23 protein-coding genes and 1 other annotated feature are annotated in these 25,674 nt (G+C 40.3%); of the genes, 13 read left to right on the forward strand and 10 right to left on the reverse strand.

Going from position 1 to position 25,674, the window contains the following annotated elements; all coding sequences use genetic code 11:
• Positions 1-64: 64 nt before the first annotated feature.
• From rpsP to H5123_RS13840, 7 genes are all read left to right on the forward strand, one after another.
• A complete protein-coding gene (gene rpsP, locus H5123_RS13810) occupies positions 65-316 on the forward strand; it encodes a 30S ribosomal protein S16 (protein ID WP_124017119.1) in 252 nt (83 codons plus the stop codon).
• A gap of 21 nt (positions 317-337) precedes the next feature.
• Positions 338-868: a ribosome maturation factor RimM gene (gene rimM, locus H5123_RS13815; RefSeq protein WP_124017120.1), complete on the forward strand. Its 531-nt coding sequence runs from the start codon at positions 338-340 to the stop codon at positions 866-868.
• Positions 869-883: 15 nt separating this feature from the next.
• The gene (gene trmD / locus H5123_RS13820; protein WP_124017121.1) at positions 884-1,630 is read left to right on the forward strand and encodes a tRNA (guanosine(37)-N1)-methyltransferase TrmD; all 747 of its coding nucleotides are present in this window, start codon (positions 884-886) and stop codon (positions 1,628-1,630) included.
• Positions 1,631-1,663: 33 nt separating this feature from the next.
• Positions 1,664-2,017: a 50S ribosomal protein L19 gene (gene rplS / locus H5123_RS13825; RefSeq protein WP_011638365.1), complete on the forward strand. Its 354-nt coding sequence runs from the start codon at positions 1,664-1,666 to the stop codon at positions 2,015-2,017.
• Positions 2,018-2,394: 377 nt separating this feature from the next.
• Positions 2,395-3,486, forward strand: a complete 1,092-nt coding sequence (locus H5123_RS13830; RefSeq protein WP_124017122.1) for a 3-deoxy-7-phosphoheptulonate synthase — start codon at positions 2,395-2,397, stop codon at positions 3,484-3,486.
• Between the two features lie 11 nt (positions 3,487-3,497).
• Positions 3,498-4,637 carry a bifunctional chorismate mutase/prephenate dehydrogenase gene (gene tyrA, locus H5123_RS13835; RefSeq protein WP_182698334.1) on the forward strand — a complete coding sequence of 380 codons (1,140 nt, stop codon included), beginning with the start codon at positions 3,498-3,500 and terminating at the stop codon, positions 4,635-4,637.
• Positions 4,638-4,930: 293 nt separating this feature from the next.
• A complete protein-coding gene (locus H5123_RS13840; RefSeq protein WP_124017124.1) occupies positions 4,931-5,275 on the forward strand; it encodes a hypothetical protein in 345 nt (114 codons plus the stop codon).
• A gap of 118 nt (positions 5,276-5,393) precedes the next feature.
• Here H5123_RS13840 and pheA read toward each other — a convergent pair whose 3' ends face one another.
• Complete coding sequence (pheA, locus tag H5123_RS13845) at positions 5,394-7,340, reverse strand: prephenate dehydratase (protein ID WP_182698335.1); 1,947 nt, start codon at positions 7,338-7,340, stop codon at positions 5,394-5,396.
• A 58-nt stretch (positions 7,341-7,398) separates the two neighbouring features.
• Positions 7,399-7,520 (reverse strand) — a sequence feature (Phe leader region).
• A 124-nt stretch (positions 7,521-7,644) separates the two neighbouring features.
• Positions 7,645-7,998, reverse strand: coding sequence for a ribosome hibernation-promoting factor, HPF/YfiA family (hpf, locus tag H5123_RS13850; RefSeq protein ID WP_124017126.1), 354 nt, complete (start codon positions 7,996-7,998; stop codon positions 7,645-7,647).
• Between the two features lie 394 nt (positions 7,999-8,392).
• Here hpf and H5123_RS13855 point away from each other — a divergent pair, with 394 nt between their 5' ends.
• Entirely contained in the window at positions 8,393-9,058 is a 666-nt protein-coding gene (locus H5123_RS13855) for a cytochrome b/b6 domain-containing protein (protein WP_182698336.1), read from the forward strand.
• Between the two features lie 395 nt (positions 9,059-9,453).
• Here H5123_RS13855 and H5123_RS13860 read toward each other — a convergent pair whose 3' ends face one another.
• Positions 9,454-9,903, reverse strand: a complete 450-nt coding sequence (locus H5123_RS13860) for a cytochrome c (protein ID WP_124017128.1) — start codon at positions 9,901-9,903, stop codon at positions 9,454-9,456.
• Between the two features lie 267 nt (positions 9,904-10,170).
• On the opposite strand from H5123_RS13860, the gene trpR reads away from it, so the two are divergent.
• Entirely contained in the window at positions 10,171-10,449 is a 279-nt protein-coding gene (trpR, locus tag H5123_RS13865; protein WP_124017129.1) for a trp operon repressor, read from the forward strand.
• A gap of 299 nt (positions 10,450-10,748) precedes the next feature.
• On the opposite strand, the gene H5123_RS13870 is transcribed toward trpR, so the two are convergent.
• Positions 10,749-11,126 (reverse strand): hypothetical protein, encoded by a 378-nt coding sequence (locus H5123_RS13870; RefSeq protein WP_124017130.1) that lies wholly within the window; start codon positions 11,124-11,126, stop codon positions 10,749-10,751.
• 269 nt (positions 11,127-11,395) lie between these two features.
• On the reverse strand, positions 11,396-11,962 hold the full coding sequence (gene slyD, locus H5123_RS13875) for a peptidylprolyl isomerase (protein WP_124017131.1): 567 nt from the start codon (positions 11,960-11,962) through the stop codon (positions 11,396-11,398).
• Between the two features lie 727 nt (positions 11,963-12,689).
• Here slyD and thrA point away from each other — a divergent pair.
• The 4 genes from thrA (at position 12,690) to H5123_RS13895 (ending at position 18,168) form a co-directional block, all read left to right on the forward strand.
• The gene (gene thrA / locus H5123_RS13880) at positions 12,690-15,158 is read left to right on the forward strand and encodes a bifunctional aspartate kinase/homoserine dehydrogenase I (protein ID WP_182698337.1); all 2,469 of its coding nucleotides are present in this window, start codon (positions 12,690-12,692) and stop codon (positions 15,156-15,158) included.
• Positions 15,155-16,114: a homoserine kinase gene (gene thrB / locus H5123_RS13885; protein ID WP_182698338.1), complete on the forward strand. Its 960-nt coding sequence runs from the start codon at positions 15,155-15,157 to the stop codon at positions 16,112-16,114. The genes thrA and thrB overlap by 4 nt, the downstream gene beginning before the upstream one ends.
• A gap of 48 nt (positions 16,115-16,162) precedes the next feature.
• Complete coding sequence (gene thrC / locus H5123_RS13890) at positions 16,163-17,446, forward strand: threonine synthase (RefSeq protein WP_124017134.1); 1,284 nt, start codon at positions 16,163-16,165, stop codon at positions 17,444-17,446.
• 179 nt (positions 17,447-17,625) lie between these two features.
• Positions 17,626-18,168, forward strand: coding sequence for a hemerythrin domain-containing protein (locus H5123_RS13895; RefSeq protein WP_124017135.1), 543 nt, complete (start codon positions 17,626-17,628; stop codon positions 18,166-18,168).
• A gap of 134 nt (positions 18,169-18,302) precedes the next feature.
• Here the strand turns inward: H5123_RS13895 and H5123_RS13900 are convergent, their stop codons facing one another.
• The 5 genes from H5123_RS13900 to H5123_RS13920 all read right to left on the reverse strand — a co-directional run bounded on the left by H5123_RS13900 (position 18,303) and on the right by H5123_RS13920 (position 25,526).
• Entirely contained in the window at positions 18,303-18,488 is a 186-nt protein-coding gene (locus H5123_RS13900; RefSeq protein WP_124017136.1) for a DUF3545 family protein, read from the reverse strand.
• A 254-nt stretch (positions 18,489-18,742) separates the two neighbouring features.
• Positions 18,743-20,380, reverse strand: coding sequence for a glucose-6-phosphate isomerase (gene pgi / locus H5123_RS13905; protein ID WP_182698339.1), 1,638 nt, complete (start codon positions 20,378-20,380; stop codon positions 18,743-18,745).
• Between the two features lie 15 nt (positions 20,381-20,395).
• Positions 20,396-21,349, reverse strand: a complete 954-nt coding sequence (gene tal, locus H5123_RS13910) for a transaldolase (protein ID WP_124017138.1) — start codon at positions 21,347-21,349, stop codon at positions 20,396-20,398.
• Between the two features lie 296 nt (positions 21,350-21,645).
• Entirely contained in the window at positions 21,646-22,779 is a 1,134-nt protein-coding gene (locus H5123_RS13915) for an OmpA family protein (protein ID WP_259395255.1), read from the reverse strand.
• A 380-nt stretch (positions 22,780-23,159) separates the two neighbouring features.
• Positions 23,160-25,526 (reverse strand): phosphoketolase family protein, encoded by a 2,367-nt coding sequence (locus H5123_RS13920; protein ID WP_124017140.1) that lies wholly within the window; start codon positions 25,524-25,526, stop codon positions 23,160-23,162.
• Positions 25,527-25,674 lie beyond the last annotated feature (148 nt).

Genomic DNA, 25,674 nt, shown 5'->3' on the forward strand with positions numbered 1-25,674 from the left:
TTTGCGAACACGGAGTTCCAGTTTTTATTTTTGCTTCTAGCAAATCATTAGAGGAATAAAACGCATGGTTACCATTCGTTTAGCTCGTGGCGGCGCAAAAAAGCGTCCATTTTACAATATCGTTGTTGCTGATAGCCGCAATGCTCGTGACGGTCGTTTCATCGAACGTGTAGGTTTTTTCAATCCATTGGCTCGTGGCCAAGAAGAAACATTACGTTTAGATCTTGATCGTGTTGAGCACTGGGTTGCTACTGGCGCTGCAACATCTGACCGTGTTGCAAAACTGATCAAAGACGCGCGTAAAGCTGTTGCTTAATTGCGTATAAGGTATAGATAGATGAGTAGTAACCAAGAGCTAGTTGTACTGGGAAAGTTAGGCTCCAGTCATGGTATTAAAGGTTGGCTAAAAATCACTTCCTATACCGATTCTGTTGAAGGTATTTTCGATTATTCGCCTTGGCTTATAAAAGAACAAGGCGTTTGGCGTGAAGTTAAGGTTGCTCAGTGGCGTTTTCAAGGTAAAGCTGTTGTGGCTGAACTTGAGGGTGTTGCTACCAGAGAAGATGCGCAAATGCTCACAAATTGTGAGATTGCTATCAAGTCTGAGCAAATGAAAGAATTGGATGACAGTGAATTCTATCATCGTGATCTTATCGGCTGCGAAGTGACCAATATAAACGGCTATAACATGGGTATTGTTGAACAGATCGTGGAAACAGGATCAAACGATGTACTACTAGTTAAAGCTAATGCCAAAGATGCCTTCGGCAAAGCGGAACGTATGATCCCCTTTGTCCCTGAGCAGTTCATCAAACAGGTGGATTTGCAAGGGAAACAGATTTTAGTGGATTGGGATCCTGACTTCTAAGTCGAGGTACAACATATGTGGTTAGGGGTAATAACCCTGTTTCCAGAGATGTTTCGTGCTGTTACAGACTTTGGGGTTACGGGTCGAGCCGTGAAAAACGGCCTGCTTGAGTTGCAAACGTGGAATCCTCGTGATTTCACCCATGATAAACACAATACTGTAGACGATCGCCCTTATGGTGGTGGACCAGGTATGTTGATGATGGTGCAACCTTTGCGTGATGCTATCCATGCGGCAAAAGCTGCCGCAGGTGATAGGGCAAAAGTGATTTATCTGTCTCCTCAGGGACGCAAGCTGGATCAGCAAGGCGTTACTGAGTTAGCTAAATCAGAGAGTTTGATTTTAGTGTGTGGTCGATACGAAGGTGTTGATGAGCGCATTATTCAAACTGAAGTAGATGAAGAATGGTCTATCGGTGATTACGTACTTTCGGGTGGCGAGTTACCGGCAATGACATTAATCGATTCAGTGGCTCGTTTAGTACCTGGTGTACTTGGCAAGCAAGCGTCAGCAGAGCAAGATTCTTTCTCTGACGGCCTACTGGATTGTCCTCATTATACTCGCCCTGAACAATTGGATGGTCTTGACGTACCCGCAGTGCTGTTAAGCGGTGACCACGAAAAAATTAGACTCTGGCGTTTACAACAAAGTATCGGAAGAACTTTTTTGAGACGGCCAGAATTATTTGAAAATCTAGCTCTGACTGACGAACAATCGACTTTATTAGCGCAGTTCGTGAATGAAACGGACAAGTCCGCATAGTCAACGCTCAGTTATTACTAGGATGGAGTAATTATGAACAACATCATTAAAATGCTCAACGATGAGCAAATGAAAACAGATGTACCTGATTTTGGTGCTGGTGATACAGTAGTAGTTCAAGTACGTGTTAAAGAAGGTGAAAAAGAGCGTCTTCAGGCTTTTGAAGGTTTGGTCATCGCTAAGCGTAACCGTGGTCTGCATTCAGCATTCACAGTACGTAAAATCTCTAATGGTGAAGGTGTTGAGCGTGCTTTCCAGACGCATAGCCCGTTAATTGCTAGCATCGAAGTTAAGCGTCGCGGTCGTGTACGTCGTGCTAAACTGTACTATTTACGTGAGCGTTCAGGTAAGTCTGCACGTATCCGTGAAAAATTGGCAACTAAGTAATAGTTACCGATACAGAATAAAGATGCAGTGTTCGCACAACAACCCGCCGAAAGGCGGGTTTTTGTTTGTAGCGCTTTAAAAAAGTAAAGATCAAAAACAGTTCCGGGTTAGCGATAAGAGTGACCTAACCATAATAAGATATAAGCGGATCCCGTAATTAATGTCGGTTAGATGTATCGTTTTGTATAAAATATCATCGATTAAATGATTTTTAACTTTTTGTATAAATAACCCTTGCTCTAATGCCATGGCACAGGCATAGTTGCTTTTAACTTGTAATGGTGTAGCGTTACAGTGTTACTGAGTTTAGCCATCAGATATCTAGAATATTAATCTATTAGTGACCTTAGGTCTGTCGTCAAAAGAGAGTGATAAGTATGCAACAAGATACCATTAATAATGTGCACATTAGTTCAGAGCAAGTGCTAGTCACTCCTGCAGAGTTAAAGCAAGAACTACCATTATCAACTCATGCTTATCAATATATCCTTAATGCACGCAAGCAAGTATCAGATATTGTTCATAAACGGGATAATCGCGTGCTTGTGGTCACTGGACCTTGTTCTATTCATGATATTGCAGCAGCAAAAGAGTATGCATTAAAACTTAAAAAGTTACATGATGAGCTCAGCGATGACTTTTACATTTTAATGCGAGTTTATTTCGAAAAGCCTCGTACAACAGTGGGCTGGAAGGGCTTGATTAACGATCCTGACATGGATGAGTCATTTGATGTAGAGAAAGGTCTTAGAATGGCTCGTGAGCTGATGATTTGGCTTGCTGAGCTTGAACTACCCATTGCTACTGAGGCACTTGATCCGATAAGCCCGCAGTATATGTCTGAGTTAGTTACTTGGTCAGCTATTGGCGCAAGAACCACTGAATCTCAGACTCATCGTGAAATGGCTTCTGGTCTATCAATGCCTGTTGGTTTTAAAAATGGTACCGATGGCAAATTGGAGGTGGCTATTAATGCACTTAAATCTGCTGCTAGTAGTCATCGCTTTATGGGGATTAACCAAGAGGGCCAAGTGTCATTACTACAAACTGCTGGTAACCCTGATGGTCATATTATTTTACGTGGTGGCTTATCACCTAATTATGACGCGCACAGTGTTGCTGAAAGTGAGGCTCAAATTCATAAAGCCAAGCTCAGTGCTCGGTTAGTTATTGACTGTAGTCACGGTAATTCATCAAAAGATCATTTACGTCAAAAAAACGTTTGTGAAGATGTATTTAATCAAATTGAAGCAGGTAATAAATCTATCATCGGTGTTATGCTTGAAAGTAACCTCAATCAAGGTAATCAGAGTTCGGATAAACCCTTAGCAGAGCTAAAATATGGTGTTTCTGTTACTGACGCCTGCATTGACTGGGAAACCACTGAAACTATTTTAAGACAAGGCGCTAACCAGTTGTCTGTAGTGTTACCAACACGTTTTGATTCGCTGCAGGTCGTCAACGGTTAATGGATAAACAGATGAATGAAAAAACCACAGCAGGCCTAGAGCATCTTCGTGATTTAATTGATGGCGTTGATCAACAATTACTGCATTTATTACGTAAACGCCTTGATTTAGTTGCACAAGTTGGCGCAGTAAAACATGCCGCTGGTGTGCCTATTTATGCTCCACAACGTGAAGCCTCCATGTTAGCAAAGCGGCGAAATGAAGCGCAAAGCATGAACATTTCACCACAGTTAATTGAAGATATATTACGCCGGCTTATGCGTGAATCTTATTTAAATGAGAAAGATGTTGGTTTCAAGCAGGTTAAACAAGATCTGGGTCATGTGGTGATAGTCGGTGGTCAGGGCAAACTTGGACAGCTATTTAGCCAGATGTTAGTTCTTTCTGGTTATGAAGTTAAAAGTATCGATAAAAACGATTGGCAAGAGGCCGCAGCTATTTTTGATGGTGCTGGACTGGTGATTGTTACCGTGCCTATAAATGTGACTTGCGAGGTTATTCGAGAAAAATTAACTCAGTTACCTGACAATTGTATTTTAGCTGATCTTACTTCAATTAAAGAAGAGCCCGTAGCAGCAATGTTAGCAGCCCATAGCGGTCCAGTGGTTGGTCTACATCCTATGTTTGGTCCTGATGTTGGCAGTCTTGCTAAACAAGTGGTGGTAGTGTGTCATGGTCGTCATCAAGAGGCCTACCAATGGTTGCTACAGCAGATTGAGATTTGGGGGGCTCGTATTGTCGAAGCTGAAGCCGAACGTCATGATAAAGCCATGCAACTAGTGCAAGCTATGCGTCACTTTTCAACCTTTGTATATGGTGTCAACCTGTGTAAAGAAGAAGCTGATATTGGAAACCTACTGCAATTTAGCTCACCTATTTATCGCTTAGAGTTGGCCATGGTTGGACGTTTATTTGCTCAAGATCCTGAGCTTTATGCCGATATCATATTTGCACAAGCTGGTAGTCAACATGCGATAAGTGATTATCTTGATAATTATCGTGATGCATTAACCATGTTGCAAACTGGAAATAGACAAGCCTTTGTTGAGCAATTTCAGCGAGTGGCAAAATGGTTTGGTGATTTTGCTCCTCAGTTCCAACACGAAAGTCGCGCCATGTTGCAATCTGTTAACGATATGAAAAGCAGTTAACTTGTATTTGGGGTACTAAACCGTTTTCAAATTTGTTTTACCCCATCATTATTGTTGTATTGAACAGTAAAAAACAAACAGATGCAGCGGTGTAGGGCTCGGTAAAATCACTTACTTTTATTTCTTTACTGTCTTTTTGTATTCCGAGTCGAAGTGAATTGCTGTTAAATGAAGCATTATTAATTAATCTAAATATTGCGAAATAGTGACACAAAGCTTATGTTTAACTAGCACCGTAGTGTAATAAAACCGTGTTAGCTCAGTAAACGTAGTTGCATTTGGAGGATAACCCTATGTCGATGATGCCATCGAATACACTGCCTATTCAACAGGTTGAAGATAATTCCTTAGGGCATTTTCTTTATGGTTTAATGAGTGCCTTTCCATTGTTTTTTGTTCCCGTATTATTGAGCCTTTGGTTTAATTTGATCCAGAAAAATATTAATCCAGATTCTGTGCTAGGTAGTCATTTACGCTGGCAACGCATGAGTATAATCGGCCTGTGTCCATTTTTTATTGCCGGTTATTGGTTAAGTCCATTATGGTTAAGTTTACCAATGTACATCCTAGGTGTTAGTTGGTTTAGTTATCGTATTTTCAAAGGCTGGATCAGTCTTAATGATGGTCTTGCAGTTTAAGTAAAAGAAGCGACTAGTGAAGCAAAATGCCGAGATAATATCTCGGCATTTTTATTGGCTTGAGTGAAGGTCGGCTCAAGATAAAATAGTTTGATACCTTTAACTTATAGTAGATGTTTTATTTTATCTGGTATAAATCGTGGAGCAACTCAGCATATGACAACTGCGTTTGATGGATAATAATGATGCCATCGGCTTTTAGCTGTTTTACGGCAATCGCATTAGTGCTCAGCAGCGCAGCATTACTGCTAAAACAAGTATTAACAATAACGGGTAAATGACTGCGTAATTTAACTTCAACTAGCCCCGCTAAATCGAGGCTTAACTGCTCAGGATGAGTAAAACTTCGCACTCCTGACTCACATAGGCCTAATTGTTGATTACCGTGGCTAAGGACCGTATCGGCGGCTTGTAGCCAATCGTCAACACTAGCCATGGTATTTCGCTCTAATATCACCGGCAAATTGACTGAACCAATTAAGGTTAACATGTCGGTGTTATACATTTGTTTACCGCTCAAAATCAACATGTCTGCTAATTGGCTTGCGATACTAAACTCTTGTTCATGATCTACTTGCATTATGCATACTAAGCCGGCTTGCTCAATCACTTGTGCATGCTGTTTTAGCTCTTGTTCATTCAGTTGTTGTTTTAAATCGTTGAGCAAAATAGCTTGAAAACCTGATTCTTTGATAATCTTAGCTTGGGTGGCTAGTTCGGTATTATCTATCGGCAAATTAATTTGCTGTAATGCGCTAAACTGTCCGGCACCTATTTGTAAATGTTGGCAAAATAACTGAGTGTCTTGTGATTTATAGTCGCGTGAATGCTTTGCTTGGCTATTGGGTAAAGACTTGATTGGTTGTTGTTTTGAACTGCCTGGTTCAATCAATAGCTGGGCTTGCGATAGCTGGGTTGGTTTAACCGTTTCACAGGGGTAGCAGCCTAATACTTTAATAAAACGGGTAAGGCGTTCTAGCTCTTTAATCGCTTGTTGAACTTCTGCTGTGGCTAAGTTGCCATCTATGTCGAGATAAAACATCTCTTCCCATGGCGTTCCTGGAATAGGGCGAGATTCTAATTTGCTCATATTCAAGTTATGCGCTTTAAGAACCAGTAATGCCTCTACCAATGCACCAGGCTTTTGTCCTGTAGCCATGATTAAGGTAGTTTTAGCGGGTAATTGAGACGGTACTGCAGAGGCTTTGCGGGCGACAACGATAAACCGACTTTGGTTAATCTTTTGGTTTGCTAAACCTTGTTCCATTGCAATCAGTTGATATAAGGCTCCGCCTTCTGCACTGCCTATTGCTGCGACAGTGTTACTCTTTGCTTCGATAACTTTTGTCATTGCCTCAGCACTACTGGAGCAATATTCAAGTTTAATATTAGGATGCTGGCTTAAATAACGACTACATTGGCTAATTGGCTGCGGATGCGCATAGATAGTTTCTATATCAGCTAGCTTACTGTCAGGTTTCGTGAGTAAACAGTGACTGACTTCAATGGTTGTTTCGCCGACAATCGATAGCGTTGTATGTTGCAGCACGTCATACACTTCATTGATAGATCCGGAAGAGGTATTTTCAATCGGCAGAAAGCCGTAATCAGCATGACCAGATTCGACGGCATTAACGATGTCATCAAAACTTTTACAGCCAAAATCGAGCATTTCTACTTGGCGCCGAGAGCAGTAACGGCTAGCTGCTAAGTATGAATAAGAGCCTCTCGCTCCTAAATAAGCCACAGTATATTGTTGTTTTTGAGTGTCAGGATTTGCTCTGCCGTGAAGATAGGTTTGTTGAAATAACACTGAGTCTTCAATAATACTTTGATAAAGTGAGATGACAAAGTGAGCATCAAGACCTTGTTCTCGACCTTGTAGCACGAGTCTTTCGAGCAGTTCTTTTTCTCTTTGAGTGTCTCGTATTGGCCTAACATCAATTTCTTTGCTGCGAGCTACATTTAAGCTTAATTGGCGGCGTTTAGATAATAACTCTAATAGCGCTTTATCAAGAGCAGTGATCTGTTCGCGAGTTTGACTTAACGCGGGTGGTTTTTGCATATAGACCTCAATATAACGCTATATACTGGTGTATTGATTCATACAGCAGTGCTTATAAGACAAAAAAGCCTCCCATTTGGGAGGCTTTAGAATTTTCATTTTCGTTTTTACACAGAAAATCCGCCTCCAGGGGTGGGCTGAATAAAAAAGAAAATAAAAAGGCTGAATATATTTTTGTTCATGGGTTAAAACTAAAGCCCTAGCAGACTGCTGTCAATGTAATTTTATTCATTAATACAGACTTGCGTTAATTACAGACAAAAGAAAGCGCACCCGAGGGTGCGCTGGTGAGAGATAAATAACATCAAGCTGCGTTTTCCTCCTTATAGACATACTCAAATTCGCTTTCTGTATCATTTGGTAATGATACATGGCGTTGAGCCTGGGGTTTATGGGTCAGGCGATTTAGCTGTTTTTCCAGCTTTTGTCCCATTGCAGTTATCGCTGCGTATAGGTTTTCACTTTTTGCCTGGGCGAATAAATCTCCACTAGGTAATCCAACTGATGCCTCTATTTTAAACAACTGCTTTTCTTGATTGATAATAATGTGCGGATTAATTAATTGAATATCATGTCGACTTAATTTTTCTAATCGTCCTTCGATACGTTCACGGATAAGGGCAGTGACTTCAAGTTGTTTGCTAGTGATTTTCAGCATATTTAGAACCTTCTTGTTGTTTGCTTAACTCCAGATTACCAAGATTAACCATAAGTATTGTGATCCTGATCACGTTTTAGATGGCAAAAAACATCGAACACAGCTTATTTGATCTCTTAGACATTTTTCAATAAAAAGCATTAAAATCTACTTGTGGTACGGTATAAATTGCGCCATATTTGAATAGATAAGTTGATGATATATTATTTATTTTGCTGGTATTTTAAACAAAACAGCCAAGAATCTGCCCTCAATCTCCGTAATCCGCTCAAAATGCTTATTTTGCTGAGCAAATATTTCCAACATTAAACACAATACTCTTAATGATGTGATTTAATTCATTTTTGATTGGCTTATAATCGACTTATAAGCAAATTTATAAGGGCTGTTATTAGTGAGTATAGAACAACAAAAAATAAAGGTATGGGATTTTCCAACCCGTTTTTTTCATTGGGCCATGGTGTCTTTAGTTGGCGGGTTATGGTGGACAGCTGAAATAGGAGAAATGCAGTGGCATCAGATACTAGCGTACCTGTTGATGACACTGATTATATTTAGATTAATTTGGGGCTTTATAGGAAGCGATACCGCTAAGTTTACACATTTTTTTGTTGCACCTAAAAAAGTTATTGCTTACGCAAAAGCACAACCCAAACCCAAGTCGATAGGCCATAATCCACTAGGTGGGTATATGGTCATTTTATTGTTAAGCATCATTATGCTGCAATTAATTAGCGGATTATTTGCTACCGATGATATCTTTACCGAAGGTCCATTGATGTATCTTGTATCGTCAGATACAGCAGGATGGTTAACTTGGTTACATAAAACCAATTTCAATATTATTTTAGCTATGGCCGCGATTCACATCATTGCGGTAGTTGTCCATGTCGCTAAAGGTGACAATATACTTAAAGCAATGTTTAGTGGTTATAAACTGGCTAGTAAGCAGATAACCCCACCTCGCTTACGTTCGCCTTGGATAGCGTTAATTATCGTATTAGCCATATTTGTCTGTGTATGGTGGTGGTTGCTTGAACCTGTAGTCAGTTATTTATAAATTTATATTAGGGTTTGTTGATTTTTAATTTTTTGCTGTGAATTGTTGGTTTGTAGTTGTCAGTGATTAAGGTGGGAGCTTTGTTGTGTCGTCATTTGACATGAAAAGCCAATACCCTAGTAGATATGACCAATAAACATTGCCCTAAGGTGTAGGTTAAAAGCGTGTTATTCTGTGTTGAGCGAAATGCTGCTTAGATTGCTAGGTAGTGTTCCACTCGCTTGATTATCTCATGTTTATCTCGAACGAAATCGAACCAAAAACTCATCGATCACTCGTTAATCAGCAATAAAAAAGCCCATATGCATGGGCTTTACTCTTTTGGGTTACAGGTCTGAACGACTTATTGCTTGCTTAAACTAATCGATTTAAATCTTGTTCAGCTCCAAGTAACTTTAGTCTTTTTTGTAAACGTCGTGACAACCTTTACAACTTTTACCAGTGTTAGCAAAAGCTTGTTTAATACTGTTCTCATTACTTGTTTTAGCTGCAATAGCTAACGCTGCGGCATTATCTTGGAATGCAGTCATTTTGCTATCAAAGTCAGCCTTATCTTGCCAAATTTTTGCAAGAGCTTCAGTATCGCCTTTATCAGAACCGTCAATAAAACCTTCATGTGGTAGTTTTGATAGTGCGGCAACATTATCTGCACGAGAACTAAACACCGCTGCATCAAAAGGTTTTTTACCTTTTAGCATAGCGCCCATATCACCAAAGTTATAAGCAATTAAGCCGAAAGCAGCTTGACGGTATTCAATGGCATCAGCTGTTTCTTTGAAATTATTCGCAAATACTGCTGGAATCATCATTGCGGTAACCGCAACTGTTAGTAATATCTTTTTCATCGTTATCCTTCACTTTTTGTTGATGGTACCGGTTCCATAAGCACTAATACTCATTAGTCATACTTAATATTAAGCTAGCGTGTTCTAACGTTTGCCACTTAGCCAAATATTTAGCGCTAAGTTTCAGTGTATTAGTCTTTATTCTACACAATTTTATTATCATTTTGCGATATGTTTTATTACATGTTTATCAACGGCTGTTTTGCTAATTTGCGTAGTTCCTTGATACACTTGTAATGTCTAGGCATTACTATAAAGAGAAATACAATGCGTGCCAATTGGAATTTAGTGGTAGAAAAAATTTTAACTCATGCTAACGAAGATGATTTATCTGTGTTGTTTCAATTATTATTAACGGAAGAAGAGCGCAGCGCTGTTTCTGGGCGTTTACAGGTATTTCAAACCTTATTGGCGGGGAAATTAAGTCAAAGACAAATCGCAGCAGAGCATCAGGTCAGTATTGCAACCATTACGCGTTGTTCAAATTATTTGAAAAATATGTCCGTAAAACAAAGAGATTCAGTCAAAAAATTAATTTTAGACTAGTTTATTTTGATAGAAATATTCTTTATTAATCATATTATCAGAGCTTTTTTGTTATCGATAACAGATAGCATTGCTGTTCAATGGTTATTCATATCATTAATTTTAGAATTACCAAAAATGACCAACACAAATAAATAGTCTCATTAACTTACTGTGTCTGATTGGGGGGAGGAGTACAGCTCATTGGTATTCGAATGGCTTTCATTATCTTGGATGTGCTTAGCTCAGATTGTAACGAGATAACTAATTTATCGCCCCAATTGAGCTGTTCTATTTTATCCAGTATTTACCAATACAGCTTATTGACTGATGCTTCTCGGGAGTCTGTGGTGACGATAGCTTGAGCGTCTCAAGATTAGGTAAACACCATAAGTGATTAAACACAACGCAAACAGTGTGCTGGAGTCTCTAGGGTAAAAGCGATAAAGGCTCACAGCGGTTAACACATAGATAAATGGCATCAATCCATAGAGTGTTTCAGGGATTAAGCCTGATTTCCTCTTACGTTTAGCATCAGTGCGACGGTTTTTGGACCTCAGGTTATAGATATGTGCACCATACAAATACACAACAACAGAGGCAATCAGGGCATAGTTGGGTTCAAGCAAAAAAATACTGACACAGCCTATAACCATGTAAGAGAAAGGTAATAATTCGTATAGCGGTTTAATTAACATAAGCACTCCGTCGCTACGTATTAATTATTATATTGGTAGTCAACTAGTTAGGATCGCACTCCAAATAATCCATAAAGGGAGTCGCAATAAATCTAACTAATTGATGCGAGTAAATTAATGCTACTAATCTAGCTAGTGTAACCTAAATAAAAAGGCACTGACTAGTTAATAGACAATGCCTTGAGGTTTTTCAATCTTTCTACTGACAAATAGACTTTAAACATAACACCAGATAAGGTCTATTGATCAAATAATTTATGCGTGACGAATTAACGACAGCCGCAACCGCCATTACCATCACAGCCAGGTTTTTCTGAACCACATGATTCATGATCGTGGTCATGTCCGTGCTCATGGCTGCCACAACCGCCTTCAGCATGGATATGACCATGAGAAAGTTCTTCAGCTGTCGCTTCTCTTACTGCAATGACTTCAACACTAAAATGCAGTGACTGACCTGCTAATGGATGATTTCCATCAACAACAATGACATCGTCTTTGACTTCAATCACTTGAACTGGGCGTTGGCCCATTTCAGTTTCAGCGATAAAACGCATACCCGGAACAATGTCTTCGACATCACCAAATGCACTGACAGGAACTTCTTGCTTTAAGCCAGGATGATATTCGCCATAAGCTTGTTCAGCAGGGATTTTCGCCTCGATAGTTTCACCGACAGTTTTACCTTCTAAAACTGATTCAAGTCCAGGAATTAAGTTTTCAGTACCATGTAAGTAAACCATAGGCTCACTTTCAAATGAACTTTCAACTAATAAACCTTGCTCATCAGATAAGCGGTAATGAATAGTGACCGCCGCATGTTTTGTAATTTTCATATCGCCTCCAATTGTGATGTGTGCATGATAGCGTATTTTGCTATCAAGCTGCGATGGCTAACATCAGTTTTTGCTTATTCAATCACAGCTTTTTGTATTTTGTCTTATGCTGCAGGTTTAATTACCTAAATGCTGAAAATAAATCAGTATGTTTGTCATAGCGTTGCAAAGGCTTCTCGTTTACTTTTCTGGTATCTCTATCGACAGTCGACTATCAGGGATTTAATCATTTTGTTAATTATATAGTACTGTATTTATTATATTTTATTGTTTTTTTCTTTTCTATTGACGTTTACGTTAAGGTGGAAAATCGCTATTGATTATCGTTACCAGTGGTGACTTGTAACGTTATGAAACCTCTTTACTCAGAAAATCAACTTAGCCTAAAAAATAACTTGTAAATAAACTGTAAGCAGGGGTTGACAACCTTAGGTAAAAAAAGTGATTCTGTTAGCCAAGGAAAATTAGATTGTTGAATCTGATTCAATAATTATCAGCAGTTAACATTTATTATAAAAAGAGAATCATCAAATGTTTACCCTCATGCTCGTTGTAATTACTACCATTACAACCACCACTATTACCATAGTGGGGGCGGGCTGATTACACCCTAAAAGATTTGTACAACAAGCCCGCTTCTAACATCTGAAGCGGGCTTTTTTGTTTTAATTCTAATCATTTGGTTTTAATTTAATGTTGTCACTCTATTAGTGACATGGAGATTGACATGAAAGTAATGAAATTTGGTGGAACATCACTAGCGAATTGGCCTCGTTTTTCTATGGCGGCAGACATTATTGCTGATACTGCATTAACGGAATCTGTTGCGACTGTACTTTCTGCTCCTGCCACTGTGACCAATGCGCTTTTAGAAATGGTCGATATTGCCGTTAATCAGCAAGATTACCAGCCAGTATTAGACCATATTAGTTCAGTCTATAGTGGACTCTTTTCAGATGCCGCAGCATCACTGATCACGTCTTCTCAGCATCAGTTGCTGGTTGAAAAACTAGCCGTACAAATGCAAGTTTGGCAAGACAAACTGTATGGGATTAAATTACTAGGTGAATGCCCTGACAGTGTCCGCGCTGAAATCGTAGTCACAGGTGAACGATTGTCGGCGGCATTAATGGAGCAAGTGATGTTGGCAAAAGGCATAACTTCAGCACAACTTGATCCTGTTGCGCTATTTTTAGCTCACGGACAGCCGTTGGAGTCTGTGGTTGATATCACAGTCAGTAAACTACGCTTTGCTTTACTTAAGCTTGAACAATGTCGCGTATGGGTTATGCCTGGTTTTACTGCTGCAGATGCTCATGGCAAAGTGGTGACATTGGGTCGTAATGGTTCTGATTATTCCGCTGCTGTGCTGGCGGCCTGTTTAGATGCCTCAAGTTGTGAGATTTGGACTGACGTTGATGGGGTTTATAATACTGACCCACGAGTAGTTGCTGATGCAAAATTATTATCACAATTAAGCTATCAAGAGGCGATGGAATTATCTTATTTTGGTGCCAAAGTGTTGCACCCTAAAACTATTGCACCGATTGCTCAGTATCATATCCCTTGTTATATCAAAAACAGTTTTAATCCATCTGCCCCTGGCACGTTAGTGTCTAATGACGATGATAAAACTGGTTTACAAGTTAAAGCGATTTCAAACCTTGATAACCAAACCATGTTTAACGTTTCTGGTCCTGGTATGAAAGGCATGGTTGGTATGGCAAGCCGAACATTAGCAGTTATTTCTCGCAGTGGTATTTCAGTATCTCTAATTACTCAAAGCTCATCTGAGTACAGTATCAGTTTCTGTGTAGCCACTTCAGATGCCAATAAAGCGAAATGGGCATTAGAGCAAGAGTTTGAACTAGAAATTAAGAGTGAATTACTTGAACCAATAGAGTTACGTCATGACCTGTCGATTGTGTCTCTGATCGGCGATGGCATGAAAACCCACAAGGGAGTCGCGGCTAAGTTTTTTACTGCGTTAGCTAAAGCCAGTGTCAATATTGTTGCTATTGCGCAAGGTTCATCAGAGCGTTCTATTTCAACGGTTATCCAACAGAAGAAAACTAAACATGCCATTGGCGCATGTCATCAAGCCTTTTTTGATGTACAGCAGTATCTCGATGTATTTTTAGTTGGCAGCGGTAATGTGGGGGCGGGTTTATTAGAACAAATTAAGCAACAAGGCTCGATGCTAAAAGATCAGCACATTAGCATTCGTGTTTGTGGCATTGCTAACTCTCGTCAGATGATATTAAACAGTGAAGGTTTTGAGCTTACTGAATGGCAATCATTATTGGCCGAAAAAGGTCAACCATATGATTTAGCTAAGTTGCTGCAGTGGGGTCAAGAACAACAATTGCTCAACCCTGTGCTGGTTGATTGTACTTCGAGCGAGTTAGTGTCAGATCGTTATCTTGATGTCATGAATGCCGGCTTCCATGTTGTGACACCCAATAAAAAGTCTAATACTCGTGATTATGCTTACTATCAAGAGCTGCGTAAAACAGCGTTAACTCAGCGCCGTCAATTTTTATATGAAACCACGGTTGGTGCTGGTTTGCCTGTCATCGATAACCTGAAAAAGCTTATGTACGCGGGAGATAAACTACATAAGTTTAACGGTATATTATCTGGGTCGTTATCGTATATCTTTGGCATGTTAGATGAAGGTATGAGCTTATCGCAAGCAACAGCCATTGCTCGTGATAAGTGTTTTACTGAACCCGATCCTCGCGATGATCTCAGCGGTATGGACGTTGCGCGTAAGGTATTAATTTTAGCCCGTGAAGTCGGTCTACCTTTAGAGCTTGAGGACATTCATGTCGAGTCGGTATTGCCTGTAGGTTTTGATGACTCTGGTGATGTAAATCAATTTATGGCTAATCTGCCTTCATTAGATGCAGAAATATCAGCCCGAGTCGCAGCAGCAAAAGCCGAAGGTAAAGTACTGCGTTATGTTGGCCAAATCGATGAAGGCCAATGCCATGTCAGAATTATTGAAGTGGATGCAACTAATCCGCTTTATAGTGTTAAAGGTGGCGAGAATGCCCTAGCATTTTATAGCCGTTATTATCAGCCGATCCCGTTCGTGTTAAGAGGTTATGGTGCAGGAACTGAAGTGACAGCAGCTGGCGCCTTTGCAGACGTGCTAAGAACCCTAAATTGGACTCGTGAGGTTGGGTTATGAAGCAAACGTTAAAGGTAAGCCAAGACACGCTTACGGTTTATGCGCCAGCATCAATGGGCAACGTGGGGGTGGGATTTGATTTGCTTGGTGCTGCCTTAGCGCCAATCGATGGATCGTTACTGGGTGATAGGGTAATAATTAGTAGTGCGGTTAGCGGCATCAGTTATAGTCAGGTAGGTGAATGGGCGCATAAGTTACCTGCTGACGGCAAAGACAATATCGTTTATCAATGTGCTGAGTTCTTTTTAGATAAATTACAAAGACATGATGGAGTGACTATCTGCCTAGAAAAAAACCTTCCTGTAGGCAGTGGTTTAGGCTCAAGTGCAAGCTCTGTTGTTGCTGCATTATATGCTCTAAATGAACATTTTGGATTGCCGTTTGACCAGCAAGCTTTGTTGGCTTTGATGGGCGAATTTGAAGGAAAAATATCGGGTAGTGTGCATTACGACAATGTTGCACCTTGCTATTTAGGAGGCATGCAATTGATGCTTAACTCTGATAAGCAAGCATGTGCAACCATCCCGAGCTTTGACAATTGGTATTGGGTGGTCGCGTATCCTGGTATCTCGTTATCGACTGCCAAAATGCGCGCATTACTACCTAAACAATATGATAAATCGGTTGCGATTGATTTTGGTCGATACTTGAGTGCTTTTGTTCACGCAAGTTATCGGCAAGATGCAGCATTAGCGATTGAAATGCTAAAAGATGTTTTAGCAGAGCCTTATCGTGCCGCGGCGATTCCAGGTTATACGGATGCTCGGGCAGCATTAACTGACTTAGGCATGCTCACAACAGGTATCTCTGGCAGTGGTCCAACACTGTTTAGTGTGACTGACGATTTAGCCACTGCAGAAAAAGCCAAAGTTTGGTTAATGGAGCATTATATCTCTGAGCCAGGTGGCTTTGCTCATATTTGTAAATTAGATCAACTCGGCACGCGCTGCGTGTAACGTTTAATTTTTCGCATTATTTATATTGAAATTTAAAAGGCAGTCGCAATGGAATTATATAACTTAAAACACCCATCGCAGGTAGTAAACTTCAGCCAAGCCGTCCAGCTTGGCTTAGGTAAAGACAGAGGATTATTTTTCCCAACATCGATTCCGGTGTTAGCCGATATGGATGCATTATTGGCGTTACCTTTTGCTGAGCGCAGTAAAAAAGTGTTGGGTGCATGGTTAGCCGATGAGTTGGGGCAGGACAGTGTAGATACACTGGTTGATAACGCATTTACCTTTGATGTGCCACTCGTTAAGGTTGACGATAAGCGTGCTTGTTTAGAGCTTTTTCATGGTCCAACCTTAGCATTCAAAGATTTTGGTGCTCGATTTATGGCGCAATGCATCGGCTTACTTGCTGGAAACAAAAAGCTGACTATTTTAACGGCGACATCCGGTGATACTGGTGCCGCAGTAGCGGATGCATTTTACGGTTTAGATAACGTCAACGTGATGGTGTTGTATCCCAAAGGTAAAATCAGTGAACTGCAAGAAAAAATGTTTACTACTTTAGGCCAAAATATCCATACGGTGGCGGTAACCTCTGACTTTGATGCGTGTCAGCATCTTGTAAAACAAGCATTTGATGACAGTAATATTCGCGAAGACTTAGCCTTAAATTCGGCGAACTCAATTAATATTAGCCGTTTGTTAGCCCAGATCTGTTATTACTTCGAAGCGGTAGCGCAAGCCAAGCAAGCTGGACAAGATGATATTGTATTGTCCGTACCCAGTGGTAACTTTGGTAATTTAACCGCAGGTTTATTTGCTAAAGCCATGGGCCTCCCCATTAAACGCTTTATTGCCGCCACTAACAGTAATGACACTGTACCGCGTTACCTTGTCGACGGAGAATGGCAGCCGCATAAAACAGTGGCAACCATGTCAAATGCTATGGATGTGTCTGAACCGAGTAACTGGCCTCGTGTTGAGGCTATTTGCGCGCAGATGGGGTGGCCGCTATCATTGGTTACTGGTGTTGCACTTTCAGAGTTTGATACTCGTGCCGCATTGCTTCAGTTATATCAGGCTGGCTATCAATCTGAGCCACATGCCGCTATCGCAGCCCATGCATTAACTCTAGGTCTGGAGGGTAACGAAACCGGTATATTTCTTGGTACTGCCCATCCTGCTAAGTTTAAGGATGTGGTTGACCGTGAGTTATCGATTAATTTGTCCTTGCCTCCTGAATTGGCTGCAGTTGCACAAAAAGATATCTTGTCAGCGCAGTTACCAGCAGACTTTGAACAGCTTAAGTCACATATGTTTGCAGTATTAAAATAGTTTTTTGCAATATCTAGCACCTTATATCGATTAGATCGCTATAAGGTGTTTTTTTATATTTCAATAATATGATCTTAATCATACCCCAAAAGCTTTATACCAGTGTAGATTAGTAAATAGTGCATTTTTGACTATTATTTAAACATTATCGTTTGGTAAATAGATTACGGGAGAAGACTATGTTGCAACGTTTAATGCACGACCATAAGCATATTGCTATTTTGTTGAATATTCTTTCCAATAAATTGACTCGATTGGCAGATGGCCAAGGAGTCAATTTTAATCTGGTTAGAGATATTGTTGAGTACATGCAGAGTTATGCAGAACACAGCCATCATCCTCTGGAAGACATTATTTTCGATTACTATAGTAATAAAACCGGCCAGGCAAATAGTGGCCAGTTGTATAATGAACATCATCGTTTAGCTGAAGCATCTAGCGCGTTAGTTTATAGCCTGAACATGATCTTATCTGATGTGGTGATTTCACGAGATCAACTTGTTAAAGATCTGCAAGAATATATCGAACTTCAAGAGAAGCATATGCAGTACGAAGAGCGGGATGTGTTTCCGAATTTTGTTAACGTGTTTGATGAAAAGGATTGGCAAAAAGTCACCGTATTATGTGAAAAACGCTTAATTGAAGACCCATTATTCAATGACAGCAATAAAACGGTCTTTGAAGATTTACGTGCCTATATTGAGCATGCAGACAATAAATAAAATGTTTTACTTTGAAGAAGAGATATTGAAAGTTATCAATGCCTAATCTGACACGATTTTGTTAAACAAAAAGAGCGCATTAAGCGCTCTTTTAATTGATTTTATCGTTAGGCTTTAATGGTGATATAACCCAATTAAAGCACTAGTGTGTTAACATCAAAATCGAATGAATCATCAATATCTTGCAGTTCCCTAAGCAAACGCTGTTTATCCTTAATGGCTTCAATCTCACGCCATTTGCGTTTTTTAGGCGAACTTTTTGAGCGGCTTGGTCTTTCAACAACTTCGTCTAGCGCACCACCATAGTCTAATCGATCCATGGTAACCTCCCTTTTATTATGATGTCTCTGCAGATAAATATCATATAACAGCTATAGGATGCAACACTTGTGTTTCATTAGTGTTACATGTCAGCTGTTTTTTTATGCTTCATATTGATGTTTTTAGCTAGTGATTAACGATGTTAATAAATGATCAATAAATACATATCCTGAACATAAAAAAACACCCTCAAGACTATTGAGGGTGTTTTGATATAAAGGCTTTGTGGGCGAGCGTTAATTTGCCTCAGGCGTTAAAGCTTTCCCTGACGATAAAGGTTGATCAACGCATTACTTGATGAGTCTAATTGTGTTGCCTCTTCTTTAGCACCAATACGCTCCAATACATCATTACCTAGCTGCTTGCCGAGCTCCACTCCCCATTGATCAAATGAGTTGATTTGCCATATAGCACCTTGAACAAATGTTTTATGTTCATATAGCGCAATCAACGCGCCTAAGGTCGTTGGCGTCAGTTTATTCATTAATAAAGTATTACTGGGTTTGTTACCTGACATGACCTTATGTTTAGCAATAAGCGGTATTTGAGCCGCGTCTAATGAACTATTACTCAGTTCTGCTAGTGCTTCATCATAAGTTCGGCCTTGCATTAACGCTTGAGTTTGTCCAAAGCAGTTTGATGCAAGTTGGTCATGATGCTCACCTAACGGATTATGGCTCTGAAGTGGCATGATAAAGTCCGCAGGGATCAGTGATGTTCCTTGATGCAGCAACTGGTGGTAAGCATGTTGTCCATTAGTACCTTCACCGCCCCAAATAACAGGACCCGTGCTGTAATCAACATCACTACCGTCTAAGGTGACTGATTTTCCATTACTTTCCATATCTAATTGCTGGAAATAAGCTGGCAGACCGCGCAGATAATGATCATAAGTCAAAATGACGTGTGCTTGAGCACCATGGAAGTTGCCATACAACACCGATAGCATTGCCATGATCACTGGCATATTATGTTCGACAGGTGTATTGGAAAAATGCTCATCCATTTGATGTGCGCCATCCAGCAAGGCTTTAAAGTTATCCATGCCAATAAGTAGCGCAATAGGTAAACCAATCGCTGACCATAAAGAGTAGCGGCCGCCAACCCAGTCCCACATTGGGAATATGTTGCTAGCGTCCATACCAAACTCTGTTGCTTTAGTCACATTTGATGTCACGGCAACAAAGTGCTTAGCGACATCTTGTTGGCCTGCACCTTGAGCTAAAAACCAGTCTTTAGCGCTCAGAGTATTAGTGAGTGTCTCTTGGGTACTGAATGATTTCGATGACATCACAAACAAGGTTGTTTCAGCGTTGAGATTTTTTAGCTTTTCACATATAGAGGTCGCATCAACATTGGCAACAAAATGACAGTTAAGTCCTTTTTGCCAATAGGGTCTTAGCGCTTGTGATACAATTTTGGGGCCAAGGAATGAACCTCCAATACCAATACTCACAATGTCAGTAATCGCTTTACCTGTATAACCTTTCCACTCCCCAGATTGAACAGAGCCAACAAATTTAGCCATTTTAGCTAATGTTTGTTGTATTTCAGGAACGATGTTCGCCCCTTCAGCCATGATAGTTTGAGTTGATTTACTGCGCAGTGCAGTATGTAATACCGAGCGTTGTTCAGTGTTGTTAATCACATCACCATTAAACATCGCGGTAATTTTATCACTCAGTTTTGCTTCTTTAGCGAGAGAGAATAGCAGCTTAAGTGTTTCATCGTTCACACGGTTTTTAGAATAATCTAAAAACAGACCACAAGCCGCAACGCTCATTTGTTCAAAACGTTGTGGGTTTTGGGCAAATAATTCGCGCATGTGAGGTAGTTGACTTGAATGCGTTTGTAGCGCTTTCCAAGTCGTGCTTTGAGTCAGTGTAGTCACGAGTAAAGCCTCCAACTAGCTTAATTTTGTCTTTAGCATAACTTCTAGTTTGCCTTGATCGATGGCAAAGTTACGAATCCCTTCAGCTAATTTATCCACAGCCATTGGATCTTCATTAAATGCCCAGCGGAACTGTGCTTCAGTGAGTGCTGCTGGAGCCGAATGTGTTGCTGCAGTTGCCACTAACTTTTCGCTGATTTCAATATCAGTATTCGCTAGCTCTTCTAGTAACGCAGGGCCAATTGTTAGACGATCACAACCAGCAAGCTCAATAATTTCACCGATATTTCTGAAACTGGCACCCATTACAACAGTGTTATAGCCGTGCTGCTTGTAGTAGTTATATATCTCAGTAACAGAGACTACACCAGGATCGGTTTGTGCTGTGTAATCTTGGCCTGTGTCTTTTTTATACCAATCTAAGATGCGACCAACAAAAGGTGAAATCAAGTATACGCCAGCTTCGGCACAAGCTCTTGCTTGAGCAAAGCTAAATAGTAATGTTAGATTGCAGTTTATCCCTTCTTGTTCAAGTTCTTTTGCCGCGCAAATACCTTCCCAAGTTGAAGCTAGTTTTATCAGAATACGCGATTTGTCTATACCAGCGTCTTGGTATAATTTGATTAGCTTGTGCGCTTTGTCAATTGAGCCTTGTTTGTCAAATGATAAGCGTGCATCGACTTCCGTTGAGATACGGCCTGGTACTAGCTTTAAAATTTCAACACCAATATTGACAGCCAGTTTATCACCAGCATCTTCGATCTGTTGTTCAACATTTTGGCTTTGGGTTTTTGCCCATTCAATCGCATTTTCGATAAGAAAAGCGTATTCAGGGATTTGTGAGGCTTTCAAGATTAGCGACGGGTTAGTTGTGGCATCTTCAGGCTGATAACGCTTAATTGCCTCTATGTCGCCAGTATCAGCAACGATGGTAGTGAATGATTTGAGTTGCGCGAGTGCATTGGCCATGGAAATTTCCTCTCGATAAGCAATGAAAATAGATCAATGCCTTTATTAGAAGCGATTTTAGGGATTATTCCAACTTTATTTGTAAAAAAATTACCAAATTTTCCGTTATTTTCGCTTATTTAAAGCCATTATTGTCGTTAAATAGACAGAATTGGTTAGTTTATACGGTGCAGAGTTCCAATTCAATTACCTGAATGTCAGTGTCAGCCACTGTTGTAAGGCTTATTAGGTTGTTCTTAAAATAAAAAAGCCGCTGCAAGCAGCGACTTTTAAAGTATAGCGTATCAATATTACAATTAACGTAATACTGCGCGTTTTTCGGTACCCGTCACGATAGCTTCGATACGACGGTTAACACGGTTAGCTTCTGCTGAACTACCTTGCATAACAGGTTGAGTGATACCGTAACCAACAGCATTGATTCTGCTTTTGCTAATGCCATACTTTGTGTTCAGTGCATTTGCAACAGCTACAGCACGACGCTCAGAAAGCTTCATGTTGTATTCTGCTTTACCTACGTTAGACGCATGGCCTCCGATAGAGACAGTATGTTGTGGGTATTTGTTCATGAAATCTGCTAGTTTTTCTAAATCAGCAAATGAGCCGGCACGGATCTCTGCTGAGTCATTAGCAAACAAAATACCACCTAAGTCATGCTTAGTGGTGATGTTTTCATAAACAGTACAACCTGTAGCATCAACTTTGTGTGTTGAAGGAGTATTTGGACATTTGTCCATGTCGTCATTAACACCATCTTTGTCTGCATCACCAGGTGTTACAGCAACAATTGGAGCCACTATTGGAGCAGCTACTGGAGCAGGAGCGCTAGTACCGAAACGATAACTTAGAGCTAGCCCCCAATAGTTACTTTCCATTTTTAAGTTGTTTAATGCGTCAGCGTCTAAATTTTCGTAACGACGATATTTCGCTTCTAACTTAAGATTGTCAGTAAAGTTATAACCAACACCAGCACCAGCAAATAAACCAACCCCAGAATCACTTAATTTCTGGCCATTCACTGTTTGTTGGTTTTCTAATAGGTAGCTATAAGTACCTATTTCTGATGATAGGCTCCACTTGTCTGCAAGTGGATAAAAACCAACAACACCTAAACTAACACCGGTAGCACCGACATCGTAGCTCTTATTATCGTAATTAGTCCATTCTGCGCGGCCAAGGTCACGATAACCTAATTCAATTCCGATGTATTCGTTAAATAAATAGCCACCAAATACGTCCCAAGCATATGGGTCATCTTCACCACACACTTTCATGGTTTTTTGGTCACAGTTTGGTTCATAGTTATTGACGCCTAAACCACCACCAACGTACCAAGGTGTTAATTCTTGAGCAGCAGATGCAGCGAAAGGCAACATAGATGTGAGTAATACTACTTTTAATGTGTTCTTCATCATATTTTTATAGTCCATTGTTATTTTACTCCACCAAATATGCATGTAACGGAGTTGTTATCTTCATGCATTGCTGACGCTTAATGTGGTGTTCCTTTGTATTTTAGTCAGCGGCGCAAGTATGGGTGGTAATTAGATGTTTTTCCATAGTAAAAAAGATTAATTTTTGGTAATGGTCTGTAAAATACCAGTGCAATAAAATTGATGCGACATAAAAAAAGTAATTAAAATCATAAGCTAAGTGTGATTGTTTTATTTTGGCATTGATTGGGGAGTAATTGTGAATATATTCCTGTTTTTAAATGTTTTTGCTTTTTATGCCCCCTAATGAGCATATTTGGGAAGTGAAAATAGAAATACGCCCAGAAGGCGTATTTTTGGTCTAATAATAAGTTAGTTTAACGAGTCCATACCCAGTTTTCGATTTCTTCTGGATCCACACCATTGGCTTTGATGTAGTTCTTATGGTCAACTAATCGTTGCAACATATCTGTGGTGATGGTCACATGTTGTGTTTCATCAATCACACCTTGCTGGAATAATTTGTAAGCCATATCGATCACTAAGTGATAGCGAGATGTACCGTTACGCACTCCCATATCAAATGGTGTCGTCGTTGAACCTTCTTCTTCATAACCTTTAATACGGAAACGACGGTTACCTTTATAATCAAAGACCAATTTCTTGATGGTATTTGGATAACCATGGTAATTAAATACCACACCTTTATCTTGGGTAAATACTTCATCCATCATCCAAGGTTTGCTTTGAAATTCAAGGCTGCCTAAACCGCTACTGTGAAGTTCTGACACGCTGACAAAACGGATACGTACTCTTGGTAGTATTTCACGAATGAGAACTAAAGAAGCCATACATTCTTGAGTTGCATAATCACCACAACCAGCTAGTACCACATCAGGATTGGTATCTGAGGCGAAATCCCATACCATCATGCCATCTTTAGCTTGTTGACGAGCTTCAGCTAAAGATAACCATTGAGGTAAAGATTTTTTACCCGCAACAATAATATTCAGTTTGTCTCTGTCAGCATAAGCTTTTTCGGTATATACCAAGGTGCTGTTTGCATCTGCTGGCAAGTAAGCAGAAATAATTTCTGGGTGCTTCTCTAACATCGCGCCTAGGAATGATGGGTTCTGATGAGAGTAACCGTTGTGATCTTGACGTTCTAATAACGATGACAATACTACGTTACATGCTGGAATTGGCTTACGGAAATGGATCCCTTGGCTGGCATGGACATATTTACAGTATTGGTCAGCCATTGATGACACTACCTGAGAAAAAGATTCATAAGTAGGGAACATACCGTGACGGCCGGTTACTGTGTAGCCATGTAACATACCAAATAACAAGTTTTCAGATAACAACTCAATCACGCGGCCATCGCGCGACATATCTTGGTCCCAGCTTTCTATAGGCCATTGCCATGAACGATCTGTTTCTTCAAATACAGCTTGTAACTGATTTGAATAAGTTTCATCTGGACTGAAAATACGCAGGTTGCGTTGATCGCGGTTCAGTTTGAATGCATCACGCATCCATTCTCCCATTTTCAACATTGAAAAACCACGATGGCCACGAGGTGTTTCAGCACCATAACCCAGTTTGCTTAAATCTGGATTCGTTAAAGCGCGAACCACTTCACCGCCATAACTTAAACGTTGGCGACCACAGCATAAATCCTTTGGTGGCATTAATGACATGATGTCTTTATCAAATATCAGTTCGCCGCTTTCAGTCGTTTGTACTAGCTCATCAAACTTATAGCTGGCTAACCATGTATTGAGTGCTTCTAAATGGCCTTTATCTTTAGCACAGTTGCTGACAATCACTTGATGAGATTCACAGTTACCGGCTAACTTTTTGCCATCATATTCAGCTGTACCCGTCCAACCTTTAGCTGTTCTCATTAAAATAACTGGCCAGCGGGGTTTGACAACGTCTTCACCAGAACGAGCGCGACGTTGAATGTCAGTGATCATTTCATAAGACAAATCCATTGCCGCTGTCATTTGTTCAAAGATGTCCGTTTCCATTTCATCATCAACTATGATGGGGTGATAACCAAGGCCACGGAATTCGAGATCCAGTTCTTCATGGCTCATGCGGCCCATACGGGTTGGACCTGAGATCTTATAACCGTTAATATGGACGATTGGCAGAACTGCACCGTTATGCTCAGGAGAGACTAAGCGGTTAGCATACCAAGATGCCGCTAATGGGCCGGTTTCCGCTTCACCGTCACCGATCAAACAAGCGGCAATAAGATTTGGGTTATCTAATACAGAGCCCCAAGCGACAGAAAGTGAATAACCAAGCTCACCACCTTCTAATATTTGGCCAGGAGCTTCTGGGTTTGCATGTGATGGATAGCCGTAGGCTGCTGAGAATTTTTTACAGATATCTTCGATACCTGTTTCTGTGAATGGAATGGTCTCAGGATAGAAATGACTAAGTGAACCTTCAACAAATAAGTTAGCTTGCACAGCTGGGAAACCGTGGCCAGGACCAACAAGGTAAATGAATTCACGCTTATGCTTAACAATAAGACGGTTAACGTTCGCGTAGACAAAGTTAATACCAGGACATGTTCCCCAGTGACCGAGTAGACGAGGTTTGATATCTGTATGTTGTAACGGACGCTTAAAAAGTACGTTTTGCTTCAGATAAATCTGCGATGTCGCAAGGAAGTTCGTTGCTCTTACGTATTTTTTTAGCGCGATGATTTCATTTGGGTTAGTCATAGTGACCTCTATTAAAAGTGAAAAACTTATTTAACCTTCTTTGAGAACACTGTATCTGTAATTTAGTTACAATAATGTGGCCTTTATCTAATTTCTGAGTAATGAGGTTTGGTTTCGATCGCATTTATTGTTGATTTGTCGCTAATTA

This window comes from Shewanella sp. SR43-4 (assembly GCF_014163845.1).
Taxonomy (GTDB): domain Bacteria; phylum Pseudomonadota; class Gammaproteobacteria; order Enterobacterales; family Shewanellaceae; genus Shewanella; species Shewanella vesiculosa.